Source organism: Nodosilinea sp. FACHB-141, from assembly GCF_014696135.1.
GTDB lineage: Bacteria > Cyanobacteriota > Cyanobacteriia > Phormidesmidales > Phormidesmidaceae > Nodosilinea.
On the sequence record NZ_JACJPP010000007.1, the window covers coordinates 275668 to 289069 of the forward strand.

Annotated in this window: 16 protein-coding genes; 7 read left to right on the forward strand and 9 right to left on the reverse strand. The window is 57.8% G+C overall.

What is annotated here, in order from left to right; all coding sequences use genetic code 11:
- Nucleotides 1-4 precede the first annotated feature (4 nt).
- From H6F59_RS04635 to H6F59_RS04665, 7 genes are all read right to left on the reverse strand, one after another.
- A complete protein-coding gene (locus H6F59_RS04635) occupies nt 5-979 on the reverse strand; it encodes a MoxR family ATPase (RefSeq protein ID WP_190695755.1) in 975 nt (324 codons plus the stop codon).
- A complete protein-coding gene (locus tag H6F59_RS04640; RefSeq protein ID WP_190695757.1) occupies nt 976-2163 on the reverse strand; it encodes a DUF4350 domain-containing protein in 1188 nt (395 codons plus the stop codon). The genes H6F59_RS04635 and H6F59_RS04640 overlap by 4 nt, the downstream gene beginning before the upstream one ends.
- A complete protein-coding gene (locus tag H6F59_RS04645) occupies nt 2160-2753 on the reverse strand; it encodes a DUF4129 domain-containing protein (protein ID WP_190695761.1) in 594 nt (197 codons plus the stop codon). The genes H6F59_RS04640 and H6F59_RS04645 overlap by 4 nt, the downstream gene beginning before the upstream one ends.
- An 81-nt stretch (nt 2754-2834) precedes the next feature.
- A complete protein-coding gene (locus H6F59_RS04650; RefSeq protein WP_190695766.1) occupies nt 2835-3473 on the reverse strand; it encodes a class I SAM-dependent methyltransferase in 639 nt (212 codons plus the stop codon).
- A gap of 57 nt (nt 3474-3530) precedes the next feature.
- A complete protein-coding gene (locus H6F59_RS26955) occupies nt 3531-4643 on the reverse strand; it encodes a cytochrome P450 (protein WP_199325606.1) in 1113 nt (370 codons plus the stop codon).
- Between the two features lie 106 nt (nt 4644-4749).
- Entirely contained in the window at nt 4750-5205 is a 456-nt protein-coding gene (locus tag H6F59_RS04660; RefSeq protein WP_190695770.1) for a small multi-drug export protein, read from the reverse strand.
- A 155-nt stretch (nt 5206-5360) separates the two neighbouring features.
- Nucleotides 5361-5774, reverse strand: a complete 414-nt coding sequence (locus H6F59_RS04665) for a DUF5367 family protein (RefSeq protein WP_190695773.1) — start codon at nt 5772-5774, stop codon at nt 5361-5363.
- Nucleotides 5775-5855: 81 nt separating this feature from the next.
- Between H6F59_RS04665 and H6F59_RS04670 the strand changes: the two genes are divergently transcribed.
- Nucleotides 5856-6455 (forward strand): TetR/AcrR family transcriptional regulator, encoded by a 600-nt coding sequence (locus H6F59_RS04670; RefSeq protein WP_190695776.1) that lies wholly within the window; start codon nt 5856-5858, stop codon nt 6453-6455.
- Here the strand turns inward: H6F59_RS04670 and H6F59_RS04675 are convergent.
- Nucleotides 6452-7078, reverse strand: coding sequence for a trimeric intracellular cation channel family protein (locus H6F59_RS04675; protein ID WP_190695779.1), 627 nt, complete (start codon nt 7076-7078; stop codon nt 6452-6454). The genes H6F59_RS04670 and H6F59_RS04675 overlap by 4 nt on opposite strands.
- 48 nt (nt 7079-7126) lie before the next feature.
- Nucleotides 7127-7348, reverse strand: a complete 222-nt coding sequence (locus tag H6F59_RS04680; protein ID WP_190695782.1) for a hypothetical protein — start codon at nt 7346-7348, stop codon at nt 7127-7129.
- A 312-nt stretch (nt 7349-7660) separates the two neighbouring features.
- On the opposite strand from H6F59_RS04680, the gene recA reads away from it, so the two are divergent.
- From recA to sbcD, 6 genes are all read left to right on the forward strand, one after another.
- Nucleotides 7661-8746, forward strand: coding sequence for a recombinase RecA (gene recA, locus H6F59_RS04685; RefSeq protein ID WP_190695785.1), 1086 nt, complete (start codon nt 7661-7663; stop codon nt 8744-8746).
- Nucleotides 8747-8850: 104 nt separating this feature from the next.
- Nucleotides 8851-9666, forward strand: a complete 816-nt coding sequence (locus H6F59_RS04690) for a tryptophan-rich sensory protein (RefSeq protein ID WP_190695787.1) — start codon at nt 8851-8853, stop codon at nt 9664-9666.
- A gap of 114 nt (nt 9667-9780) precedes the next feature.
- Nucleotides 9781-11337 carry a CPBP family intramembrane glutamic endopeptidase gene (locus H6F59_RS04695; protein ID WP_190695790.1) on the forward strand — a complete coding sequence of 519 codons (1557 nt, stop codon included), beginning with the start codon at nt 9781-9783 and terminating at the stop codon, nt 11335-11337.
- A 125-nt stretch (nt 11338-11462) separates the two neighbouring features.
- Nucleotides 11463-11717, forward strand: a complete 255-nt coding sequence (locus H6F59_RS04700) for a ribbon-helix-helix domain-containing protein (RefSeq protein WP_190695792.1) — start codon at nt 11463-11465, stop codon at nt 11715-11717.
- A 3-nt stretch (nt 11718-11720) separates the two neighbouring features.
- Complete coding sequence (locus H6F59_RS04705) at nt 11721-12095, forward strand: type II toxin-antitoxin system PemK/MazF family toxin (RefSeq protein WP_190695795.1); 375 nt, start codon at nt 11721-11723, stop codon at nt 12093-12095.
- Nucleotides 12092-13402 carry an exonuclease subunit SbcD gene (sbcD, locus tag H6F59_RS04710; protein ID WP_190695798.1) on the forward strand — a complete coding sequence of 437 codons (1311 nt, stop codon included), beginning with the start codon at nt 12092-12094 and terminating at the stop codon, nt 13400-13402. Before H6F59_RS04705 ends, sbcD begins: the two co-directional genes overlap by 4 nt.

Consider the following 13402-nt stretch of genomic DNA (forward strand, 5'->3'; position numbering starts at 1 on the left):
GCCATTAGCGAGGCACCGCTACGCTGTCGAGTACGCCCTGAATGACGCGATCGCAGGTTAACCCATCCAGTTGCGCCTCGGCCTCCAGCATCAATCGGTGGCGCAGCAAGGGCATGGCCACGGCCTTGACGTTGTCGGGGGTGACAAATTCTTGCCCGTTGATCCAGGCGTGAGCTTTGCTAGCGGCCAGCCACTGCACGGTGGATCGGGGGGAGGTGCCCAGCTCTAGGTCGGCGTGCTGGCGGGTTTTGTGAGCTAGGGCCAGCAGGTAGTCGAGGATATTTTCCTGAACGGTCATGGCTTTGACGGCCTGACGAGCGGCGAGAATGTGGTTGGCGGCGGCGATCGGTTTAAGCTGGCCAATATCCAGCCGTTTGGCCTCAAACCCGGACTGGGCATTGAGCAGCATTTGCTTTTCTGCCGCTGGGGCCGGATAGCCGACCACGAGCTTGAAGAGGAAGCGATCGAGCTGGGCCTCGGGCAAGGGATAGGTGCCCTCGAACTCCAGCGGGTTCTGGGTAGCCACTACCCAAAACAGGTCGGGTAAAGGATGGCTGGTGCCATCTAGCGTCACCTGCTGTTCTTCCATGGCTTCGAGCAGGGCCGATTGGGTTTTGGGCGGGGTGCGGTTGATTTCGTCCGCCAAAAGAACCTGGGTGAACACCGGGCCTTTTTTGAGGGTAAAGGTGCGGCTGGTGAGATCAAAGACGTTGGTGCCCGAGATATCCGACGGCAGAATGTCAGGGGTGAGCTGAATGCGGCCAAAGTCGGCTTGGATCAACCGCGACAGGGCGCGCACCATCAGGGTTTTGCCGGTGCCGGGTACTCCTTCGAGAATGACGTGCCCCCCCGCCAGCAGGGCCACCAACAGCTCCTGCACCAGGGGTTCTTGCCCGACCACCACGCCGCTGAGGGTTTTGCCGATGCGTGCGATCGCCCCCTGGAGATCATTCTGTCGATCAGTTTGGCGCTCGGTCATGGCCCGCTGGTGTCTCCTGTGGTGTTGCCGGGGTAATGAAGGGATTGTAACCGCTTGAGCCAGTCGCGCAGCTGACTTTCGCCTTTGAGGGTAGGGGGATTCAGAATTGCCGCCAAGTCAGTGGCGGGTAGGTTCGTCTGGGCATTCCAGGCGGCTTGCAGTTGATCTACCGGCAGCAGCGTATTGCCCAGCCCCAGCGATTTCTGCAGGCGAATGCGCTCAGCCTGGCTCAGGGTCTGCACCACAAAGTCGCGGCTGCCTGCCTTGTGCAATACCCCAGCCAAGGCGTGAATGTAGGCTCGGCTGTTGTCTACTTGTAGCGCGGGCAGGGTTTGCCGCTGACCCAGTCTGCGGTTGAGGGCCAGCAGCGCCAGCAGCGTTACCGCCAGGGCTTGAAGCACCACAATGGCCAGAGGTGTGCGTGCCAGGTAGTTGAGCCAGCTTGCGTCGTCGCTGCCGACCTCGGTGGCGATCGCCTCCTCATCTCGGTACCCATGCAGATACTCATCGATCCATACCCGCCCGCCCGCGCTGGTTACCAGCTCTGTCAATAGGGCAAAATTTCCCGGCTGGTTGGCGTAGGCGTTGGCGGCTAGGTGGGGCGTGGCCACCATCGTCACCTGCCCCGAGGCTAAGGCCTGCTGCCAGACCACCGCCCCAAACTCGTCTTCGAGGCCAACGCCCAGCTTTGGCCCTTGGCTGTAGCGGCGTCGAGTGTCAACCTTTACCGGGCCGGCTTCGCTGGTCAGGGTTTGGGAGAAGGGGGCTGCCGTCGCTGGCACTTTAATGCCCAGCACCACCAGCCGATGACCGGCTTCTATCCAGTCGGGCATCCAGGGCAGCAGGGCCGATAGACCTGGCTCGTCGATAAACCCCGGCAGCACCACTACCAGGGTTTCGGGGATGGCTGCCCGATTTTGAATTAGGGTAACTGAGGATTCCTCGGCCTCGCCGAGCTGCTGGAGCAAATCGTCTACTGGGCGCTGCCAGCGCTGCACGGTGATGCCCTGCTGCTCTAGGGAGCTGTACCAGGTGCTATAGCCTGCCGGACCTCGGTGCCAGGTCGAGCCACTATCTGAATGGCTGGTGGCGGGAGCGCTAACTAGCGTTAGCCCCAGCAGCAGCGCCAGGCTCAGCGATGCCAAAATCCACCTGCGGCGGTTGAGGGGGAGCGGTCGCGTCACGATTGGGCGATCTCCTGGTAGGCGCGGCGGCAGCGCTGGTAGGTTTCCTCTGTTGCCAGGGCCTCGCCGTAGGTAATGCGCTCGTGGGTGCGAATCAGCAGCTCATAGGGGCGGCTGGGGTCAGCAGCGATGCAGTCGAGGTATTCGCCATCGGTGCGGCTAGCTCGGTAAAGCACTCGCTCAGTGTCGTTGAGCCGCGCTAAACCCGCCATGTAAAGGGCCTGGCAGGCTCCAGCGTAGTTGCCCTGCTGGGCCAGCCGCTGGGCCTCACGCCACCAATGGGCCGCCTGTTTGAGAGCGGCCTCGGTGGGGGTTGAGAACTGGGTCGCGCTTGATTTAACCCGCCGCTGCCGGTATTCGAGATAGGCCAGAATGGCGCGGTAGAGCAGCCAGCCTATCCAGAGGGCCAGGGCTGCGATCGCCAGCCAAAACAGCCCCTCGGCGAGTGGGCCGAGCCAGCCCCAATTAGGCACATCGGGTTGGTCAATATCGACCTGAGAAAACTGGTACTCAAACCATTCCCCCACGTTTTGTCCTCCCTGGCGAATTTGCCAGGCAAGAGAATCGGTGCGGTGGGTCAGGTCGGCCATTGCAGGGGAGAAGTCAAAGCTGGCCCCATTATGGCCCAGAAGCCCCGGTGAATCACCAGCTGGTCCTTCAATATCAATATTTTAGAGCGCAGCTGCCCCGCTAGTGCAAAACACGCTGTCGGGTGAATCGGCCTGACTTGCCACTGTGCTAACGGCGGTGAACTCTGCCGTTGTTAGCAGGGCTTCGACCTGGGCGACCTCATAGGCGGTAAATCCGTGCTGGGTTAGCCCCTGGTCTTCTAAGTAGGCCTTTGACGCATAGCCAATCACCAAGCGACCGCCGGGCTTGAGCACGCGCCGACACTCGGCCAGTACCTGGGGCGCGTTGGCCCAAAAATATAGGGTGTTGACAGTGCAAACCTGGCTGAACTGCTGATCGGCAAAGGGTAATGCCTCGGCACTGGCCTGGTGAAGTTCGACTAGATCTTGGTTAATTGGACCTTGAAAGCGCCGCTCACAGAGCCGCATAGCGTCGGGCGATCGCTCCACCCCCACCACCTGAGATGGTTTGCCTGTCGCTACCAGTTTGTGGACGAGGTCACCACCGCCAAACCCGATTTCGAGAATGCGATCGCCTCGCTGAAGCTGTAAAGCCTCTAGAACTAAGTCGTTGAGAGCAGCATTGCGGCGATTGAGAAACTTCAGCAAGAGCCGCCCAAACCACCCTGAGGGATCGCCCAACTGCTGGGCCAAAAATGACTTGAAGGAATTAATCCCCATAGTTTTGCTCCAGATAGAGGCGTGAAACGGTTCTGTCGCCAGTCGTTAGATTTTTGATTAGAACAACACCGGCAAAGATTTAACCCCATGGACTTCGACAGAGGGAATAAACTCCAGTTCTCTGTTAGGCACAATGCGAAGATTGGGCAGCCGTTCTAGCACAGCGCTTAAAACAATTTTGGCCTCTAATCTAGCCAGCGGCGCACCCAAACAAAAATGAATGCCATTGCCAAAGGCCAAGTGAGGATTGGGATCGCGATCGACTACAAACGCGTCGGCGTGCTCAAACCGAGCCTCGTCGCGATTGGCCGCACCCATCCAAACGGTGACCATTTCCCCGGCTGGAATAGTCTGCCCTTGGAGCTGAGTTTCGACCTGAGTGAACCGTGCCATAGCCTGTACTGGCGATCGATAGCGCAAGACCTCTTCGATTGCCAGCGGCAGCAGTTGAGGATCTTGTTTGAGCTGTGTGAAAGCCTCTGGATAATCGTTAAAGCAGAGCATGGCGTTTCCCAAGAGATTGGTGGTGGTCTCGTTGCCGCCCACAAGCAGCACGATGCAAAAATCCACGAGTTCTTGGGCTGAGAGGGTCTCGCCTGCTTCGTGGGCCGCAATTAAATCGCTAATCAGGTCTTGACTGGGATTCTTGCGGCGCTCGGCTAGCAGGTGCCGAAAGTAGTCAGCCATGGCGGTTAATGCGGCCTTGTCGTAGACCACAATGCCGTCTGACCAGCGTTTGAAATCGCCGCGATCGCTTACCGGTACGCCCAAAATTTCAGCAATCACAATCACCGGCAGTGGAATCGCTAAATCGTGCATAAAATCCATCTCACCTTGATGCTGAACCCCGTCAAGCAACTCATGAGTAATTTGCTTGATCCGGGGAGCTAGGGACTCTACTCGTCGGGCGGTGAAAACTTGGGCTACGAGCGATCGCAGCGCTCTATGCTTCGGTGGGTCGGTGAAATTTAGGCTTTCAGTCAAATCGGTTTGCTCGGGCGGCTGCGGGATTTTAGATGAAAACGTTTTCCAGTCAGAAAAGACTTGCTTAACATCGGCGTAGCGAAACACCATCCAGCTTTGGTGCGCTGGGTCGTAAAAGACCGGCCTGTCGCGGCGCATCTCGGCATACCACGCAAACGGATTGCGAAAAAGTTCAGAATTTTGCACGATACATCTCCTAATATCTAAAAATTTGCAAGGCAAAGCGGGCCAGCTAGAGGTGGCTAAAGCGCTCAGCGCTTTTGAGGCAACTTGTCGGGTTGATACTTAAAAACTAAGAGGCAGAAAACCAGCTGATGCCGGTAGTTATGGCAACGGCTGTTGCAGCGCCATACAGCGTGATGCCAATGAGTGAAAAGACTAAAAGTTGCCGGGGTGAAATGCCCGTAAGCGGACCAACAATAGCAACTGTCCAACTTCCTAAAAGCGGAGTCATGGGGATGAGAAACCAGACACCGTAGCGCTTAAAAGCTTGTCTAACGCGCTGCCCACCGCGTTTCTCAAGGTGCAGTAGCCAAGCGCGCGGTTGAGGAATCTGCATGAGGCGATCGTAGCCCCACAGCATCAGTGGAATAGGCAAAAAATTGCCCAGCACTCCCCAAAATACTGCTGAAACTGTGTCTAACCCCAGAGCCATGCCTGCCGCGACGGCCGCATAAACCTCAGCGTAGGGAAAGAACCCCACTGACCAGGTCGTCAGCGCTTTAGTGATGTACTCTGCTATTGACATGGTGGTGTTTCGAGCTGGGATGGTAAGGGGTTAGATCGCTAGGACTGATAAAAACGGCAGGTTTGCTCCTCGGCAGGTTGCGGTAGGCATTGTAAACCCTTGTCTTGACCGAAGGTGGAATGGCAAACCGCACCTTGCCGAGACGAGCAGTTAGTTTAGTGCAGCCGTTCAGAGGTAAGCAATCGTACCTCTCTAACTGCCTTGAACCAGGCAAAGCCCAGCAAGATCGAGTACCCAGAAAATAGGAATGCCGCGTAGCGTCCAGCAGTTTTGGGCTGCATGTTGCTCATCAGTTCGGCAAAGCCAGCCAAAATGGGAATTTCCCCTAGCATGCCAGGCAGCGCGAGGCAGATTGCGCCCTGTAACCAGTCTTTGGTTTCAATGCGCCGCCATCGCATCAGCCCGACAAAGACCAGCGTATACAGTGCGCCAGTGCTAGCAACGTTAAGCCAATATTCCATCACCGATCGCTCAAAGAAAATCGAGCCCACCTGCCGGTAGGCCATGGTGGCCGCTGCCCAAATGCTAAATCCAACCAACACGAGGCTCAAACGATCTCTTGTGTTCATGGTGGTTACCTATGAAACGATGTTAACGTAATAGCAGTTACGTTAATGATAAATGTAATAACTATTACGCTAACTGTCAACATGAGTCGACCGACTGAACCTCAAAAGAAAGCTGAGTTGCTCGAAAAATGCCTGGAGGTAGCCATTGAGACGGGTGCGCTAGACGCTAGCATTAACGCGATCGCCAAACGCATCGGCACCAGCGGGCGCATGCTGGTCTACCACTTTGGCTCGAAGCAAGAGCTAGAGCGCCAGGTAATCGCCCGGCTGGAGGTGCGTCTGCGCGCACAGCTACAGTCGCTGCAAAGCACAGCTGTCGCCGATGCCGATACCGTTGCCGAGTCTCTGCTGGCGATGTGGCAGCAATTTACCACCCCAGCGATGCAGGGCTGGCTGAAGCTGACGATGGATCTCAACCTGCGGGCCATGCAGGGAGATGCCGAAACTCAGCAGTTTTTGGAGCGTGAAACCCAGCAGTGGATTGAATCACTGACGGTGCTGATAGGCGATGAAGCGGTGGCGCGATCGCTGTTTCACCTATTTCAGGGGGCCACCCTCGACTTTTTGACTACCGGCAACGCCCAGCGCGGCGAGCAGAGCATAAAGGCATTTTTGGATGGCATGCGATTCTCCTTTGGAGAGGCTGCGCCAACACCCTCCAGAGCCCCAAACAACGCCTAACCCTGCTCCTGATCCAAGTCGATTTTGAGGGTGAGCCGCAGGGGCAAAAACAGCTGCCAACGGATGGCGATCGCACGGATGCCAAAAATTACCCCCATCGCAACCAATCGACAGAAGGGAGACGGCATCAGGTGCAGCAGCGCCACGTAGAGCATGCCGCCCAGCACAATCGGCGTCGCATACAGCTCCCGCGACAGCAGCAGTGTCGGCCGATGGGTCACCACATCGCGAATAATGCCCCCGGCAATGCTGGTAATCAGACCCATCACCACCGCCACCGCCGCCGAATGCCCAAAGGCTAGGGTTTTGTCGATCGCCTGCACCGCAAACAGAGCCACGCCCATGGCATCTAAATACGACAGCAGGCGCAGTGGCAGTTTAAGAATGAAGCGAATGCCTATAAATGCGGCAAACGACGCCCCCATGGCCACCCAAAAAGCCGTCAAATCCTCTAGCCAAAACACTGGCACATCGAGAATCACATCCCGCAGGGTGCCGCCGCCGATCGCCGTCAGCAGCCCCACCACCACAATGCTGAAGATATCGAGGCGCTGCCGGGCCGCCGACAGCACCCCAGAGATAGCAAACACCGCCACCCCCGCCTGGGCTAGAACATATTCCATGGGATTCTCCAACGCGGGAGCTTCTCGCTTAAAGAGAAGCTCTGCTGATTATCCCCTACTGCCCCGGTCGGGCTCGGCCCCAAGAGAATGGTGAATGAAAAGCCGCCCAGCGGCGATCGCCTCCTCGCTGCTAGGGTAAGTTTCGCCGTCATTGAGCACAGCCATCTCTGGGTTAATCACCCAGCAGCGGTAGCCCCAACCCTGGTGATAAGTCACCCCAGCCACCCAGCCAGGGAATACCGAAACATGAATCAAACGACTGTTATCCATCGGTATTGGCCCCTTCAGCCTGTCATTCGACGCCTATGAAACCCCGGCCTGTGCGCTCCGCTAAGCGAAACCCACGCGTCAGTCCAACCGCTGACTTATCTATCAGGGGCGGCTCAATTTGGTTCAAGTGTACTATACTAATTAAACGAAGACAACGGACTTACAGCCAAAGTCATGACCCCACTTCGTTGCAGCGTTTTTCCCCTGAGGGTGACTACCCTTCTAGGCTGAAGTGGGGTTTACTAAGGTCATCTTCCCGGCCTCGCTCCAGGCCCACTCCATTCCGCTAACCCGATTCACCCCCAGGCAGCTATGGCATCTAAAAACAACGCAGGTTCCGAAAAGCAAAAGGCCCTGACCATGGTGCTCAGCCAGATTGAGCGCAACTTTGGCAAAGGGGCCATCATGCGCTTGGGAGAAGCCAGCCGCATGACGGTCGAAACCATCCCGACGGGAGCGCTAACGCTGGATTTGGCTCTAGGGGGCGGCCTGCCCAAGGGCCGAGTGATTGAAATCTATGGCCCAGAAAGCTCTGGTAAAACCACCGTCGCTCTTCATGCCCTGGCAGAGGTGCAAAAAAACGGCGGCGTAGCGGCTTTTGTAGACGCTGAGCATGCCCTCGACCCCGTCTATGCCAGGGCTTTGGGAGTCAATATTGACGAGCTATTAATCTCTCAGCCTGACACGGGCGAAATGGGCTTGGAAATAGTCGATCAGCTGGTGCGCTCTGCCGCTGTCGATGTAGTGGTGGTTGACTCGGTAGCAGCCCTGGTGCCCCGCGCCGAAATCGAGGGTGAAATGGGCGATGCCCACGTGGGCTTGCAGGCCCGCCTGATGAGCCAGGCGCTACGCAAAATTACCGGCAGCATTGGCAAGTCGCAGTGCACTGTGATCTTCTTGAACCAGCTGCGGCAGAAAATCGGCATCTCCTACGGCAACCCAGAGGTTACTACGGGTGGTAATGCGCTCAAATTCTACGCCTCAGTGCGCCTTGACATTCGCCGCATTCAGACCCTCAAAAAGGGCACCGAAGAGTACGGCATTCGCGCCAAGGTCAAGGTGGCTAAGAATAAGGTGGCGCCCCCCTTCCGCATTGCCGAATTTGACATTCTCTTTGGCCAGGGGATTTCGACCATGGGCTGCCTGGTCGATTTGGCCGAGCAAACCGGTGTGATTGTCCGCAAGGGGGCCTGGTATAGCTACGGTGGCGACAACGTCGGCCAGGGCCGCGACAACACAGTGCAGCGCTTGATCGAAGACGCCGACTTCGCCGCCAAGGTGGAGGCCGAGGTGCGTGAAAAGCTGGCCATCAACGGTGCCCCTGTCACGGTCGAAGAGCCCGAGGACGATACCGAAGCCCCTGATGACGCTGCTGAAGCCCTACTTGAGGATGAATAAAGCTGTGGCCAGCGGTGGTTGTTTAGCCACTGGCTCTCACTGAGGGTAGTGACGCTTGAGCACCGCTCGGGGGAGTATGGGGCTACGATTACTACGTTTTCCCTATGGATGCTCCCTCCAATCGCGCTAACTCGGGCACGGGCCTGGCTATTGCCACTGCGATCGCGATCGCAGCTGCGGTGGTGTTTAACACCCTCTTCAACCGCTTCCCGCCTGGGGGGCAAAACGTGGGTCAAATCGCCAACACGGTTTTGGAGGGGGTGCTGATCACTCCAGCCAACTACGCCTTTGCCATCTGGGGAATTATTTACCTGGGCTTATTTGCCTACGCGATCTATCAGTTTCACCCTGAGCGGCGACGGGAGCCTCAGCTTCAGCAAGTCAATAAGCTGCTAATTGTGGCCTGTGTGGTCCAGACGATCTGGATTGTGCTGTTTTCTCTCCAGCAGTTTGGCTGGTCCATTCTGGCCATGCTGGGCATTTTGGTTCCCCTGATTGGCATTTATCTGACGCTGAATATTGGTCTAGATGGTCAGCGACCAGCGTTGGGCCATCGTGTTTCTCGCCGCCGTCGCTGGATGGCGCACATTCCCTTTAGTCTCTATCTGGGTTGGATTGCGGTGGCCACCATCGTCAACGTGGCCTCAGCCCTCTACGCGTCAAGCTGGAGCGGTTGGGGCATTTCGTCGGTGACCTGGACGGTGGCCATGATTGTGGTGGCTGCCATTGTGGCCGAAGTGGTGATCTATCAGCGCGGCGACATCGCCTTTACCCTAGTGTTCGTCTGGGCGTTGGTAGCGATCGCCGTGCGCCAGAGCGATATTCCCGCCATTCGCTGGATGGCGCTGATCGCGGCGGGAGTGCTGGTGTTTTGGCTGGCTCTGGTAAAACGGGGCTGGCCGAAGCGATCACAGGAGTAGCTAGCCGCCATCGCTAACGGAACCGCCTATTCCTCTAGGCTCAACCCGAAGTCAAACCCAGTGGAATAATGGGAGGGTAGCGTTTTTCGCTACAGACCTTTTAACCGCCTTCCCATGACCCCTGAATCCGACTCAATGCAGCCCTGGCTTTCGCTCAAGCGGCTTTTTCTGATAATTGTGACCGCCCTGGTGGGGCTGGTAGTGGTGCAATCGCTGCTGAGTAGCTGGAATGAACCCCAGGTGGCAAGCCAGCTCCAGCTGTATCAAACCGACCTGCTACTAGAGGGCAGTGCCTGGAAGGGAGAGGGGTTGCCCGAAGATCAGTGGCCGGTAATCCGCGAGGGCCTGCTGGGCAAAGACCCTGTAGACAACGCCAAAAAGCAGTATGAGGAGGTGCGGGAGGGAGCCGTTGAGGGCATGGATCGCTGGCGATCCCAAACTGCCCCCACCGATTCCCTCGCCGATGGCACTAACGCGGGCAAGCCCTTGGCCCGGCGACTGCAAAGCGCCTTTGACCAGCAGCAGGCGCTCATTCATCGCCTCGACCTGCGACTGGGCTTGATGGATGCCTACCAGGGCCAGCCCGAGGCCGCCCTGAAGCGTTGGCAACAGGTGCGCGACAGCGACACCGCCCCTGCCCCGGTGGTGCGCACTGCTGATACCCTGATTCGCCTCTGGCAAGACGGTGACGTGCTCCCCGAGGATGAGGCTTGGCTAGAGCAGGCGCTCAACGGCTGGTTTGAGTACCGCGCCCTCGACCAGCTCTACGGGGCGGAAGGTCGAGAGGGCGATCGTACCCAGCTCCAAACCCAGGAGCAAGAGACCGCCCAGGCCAAATTGGTCAAACTGGCTCTGGTGGGCGCATTGCCGACCTTCGGGGCGATTGTAGGCATCGGGCTGATCATTTGGCTGGTGGCCCAGCGAGTGCTGCGGGGCAGCCAGTCGGTGCTGCGCCAAAACGCCGACCGTGGCTGGGAAATTCCCTGGACGGGCGAAATTGTTTGGCAGGTGCTGATCGTCGGCTTTTTCTTTGTCGGTCAGATCTTGCTGCCGTTGGTATTGGGCGGGTTGGGCTTTAGCAGCGGCAGCCTCAGCAGCCGAGGGCGGGCAATTTTTTCACTGGTCTACTACCTGCTGATGGCGGCGGGATCTTTGGCGGTGCTGTGGTGGTCGATTCGCTCCTACCGACCGGTGCCGAAGGAGATGTTTAGCCTGAAGCCCTCGGGAACTGGGCTGCTGTGGGGGCTGGGGGGCTATTTTGTGGCCGTGCCGCTAATGTTTGGGGTGGCGCTGCTCAACCAGCAGATCTGGCAGGGGCAGGGAGGCAGCAATCCGCTGCTGCAAACGGTGCTCGAAGAGCAGGACGGCGTGGCGCTGCTGGTGTTCTTTTTGACGGCGGCGATCGCCGCGCCCCTCTTTGAAGAATTTCTGTTTCGCGGCTTTTTGCTGCCCTCGCTGACTCGCTATATGTCGGTGGGCTGGGCGATCGCCCTCAGCGCCCTAATCTTTGCCGCCGCTCACCTGAGCCTGTCGGAGGTGCTGCCTCTAACTCTGCTAGGGGCGATTCTGGGGTTTGTGTATACGCGATCGCGCACCCTGATCTCACCCATGGTGCTGCACAGCGCTTGGAACAGCGCCACCATGTTGGGTTTGTTTATTCTCGGCGGGTAGCGGCAGGATTTTAGCAGTTAGGCAACCCTTGTAGGTGCACCCTCTCAGAGGATGCACCTACAAGGGTTCGGTCTTCAGAGCATAATAAGTAATATGTTTTCTCACACTTAACCTGTGCATAGACCATGGGTACCTCATCAAACAAGCGTCGAGTTTCAGTCACCATTGATGCCGACTTGTTGGAAGCGATCGATCAAGTCTCTGACAATCGCTCAGCGGTGATCGAAGAAGCCTTGCGATTCTGGCATGTTCAAAAAATCAACGAGAAATTGCAGCAGTATTATCAAACCCAAAGCCAATCTGACCTAGATCACGAAGGGCAGTGGGCCGATTTTGCTTACCACCAGCTTGACGAAGCTCTAGATCATGAAGGGCTTTAGGCGATGGCTGAGCCTTACCCCTTGCAAGGTCAAATTTATCTAATTAAAGCAATCCGTAGCCTGGGCGATACAAAAAAGCGGCCAGCGGTGGTGGTCTCAATCAATGTGCGCAACGAGCTGAGTCAAACCGTGTTGGTAGTACCTTTCACCAGCGATACTCGCAGCGGCGAAACACCCACCCGCATCTTGCTTACAGCCGGTGAAGGAGGGTTAGAAACAGACTCTCTGGCCACCTGCGACCATGTGCTTGCCGTCCGCAAAACCTATTTAGAGCAAGGCCCCTACGGCAGCATCAACCCCCTGTCGCTGCGGCGTATCCAGCAGGGAATTCAAATTGCCATTGGCATCTATCCTGTCGGCGCTATCATGGCCCCATGATCACCCTTCTCCACCTCTCCGACATCCACATGGGTAGCGGGTTTGCCCACGGTCGCCTCAACCCCGAAACCGGCCTCAACACCCGCCTAGAAGACTTCATTGCCGCTCTTACCCGCTGCATCGATCGCGCCTTAGCCGAGCCGGTCGATTTGGTGCTGTTTGGCGGCGATGCCTTTCCCGATGCCACGCCGCCGCCGCTAGTGCAGCAGGCCCTGGCCCGCCAGTTTTGTCGGCTGTCGGCGGCAGGCATCCCCACCGTGCTGCTGGTGGGCAACCATGACCAGCATGCCCAGGGCCTAGGCGGAGCCAGCCTGTCGATCTACAGAACCCTGGGTGTGCCGGATGTGGTGGTGGGCGATCGCCTCGAAACCCACCGCATCGACACTCGCAACGGCCCGGTGCAGGTGGTCACTCTGCCTTGGCTGACCAAATCGACCCTGCTGACCCGCCCCGAAACCGAGGGCTTCTCTATGGCCCAGGTCAACGAGCTACTGCTCGATCGCCTGCGGGTAGCCCTAGAGGGCGAAATTCGCCGCCTCGACCCCGATATTCCCGCTGTTTTGCTGGCCCACGCCATGGTCGATACCGCCACCTACGGGGCCGAGCGATTTTTGGCCACCGGGCGGGGCTTTAATATTCCCATGGCAATGCTGGCCCGCCCCTGCTTTGACTATGTGGCCCTGGGCCATGTGCATCGCTACCAGGTGCTTTGCGAACAGCCGCTAATGATTTACCCCGGCAGCATTGAGCGGGTTGACTTCAGCGAAGAAGCCGAAGAAAAAGGCTATTTATTGGTTCAGGTGAGTAAGGAAAACACCCAGGCCAAGTTTTGTCCCCTGCCCGTGCGCCCCTTCAAAACCATTCAGGTCAACCTCACCGAGGCCGAGCATCCCCAGGCTCGGCTGGAGCGGGCGATCGCCAAAGCGGACATCACCAATGCCGTCGTGCGCTGCCTCTACACCCTGCGAACCGACCAGGTTGACCAAGTCGACCAGTCTGCCCTAGAGACTATTCTGGCCAACGCCCACACCTACACCCTACAACCCGAGCTGAAGGCCCAAACCAACCGCAGCCGCCTGCCCGAACTAGGCACCGACAGCGCCCTTGACCCGTTATCAGCCCTAGGTACCTACCTGGCCAACCGCGACGACCTCAGCGACCTAGCCGAGGCCATGATGTCTGCCGCCGCTGCCTTAATAGCCGACGAAACTGAGGTTGACCTGCCCCCTGAGCCCGCCGACATAGACCTAGATGATTTGGATAGCCTAGTGCTTGAAGAAACCGCCCAGCAGCTGCGACTGCTCTAG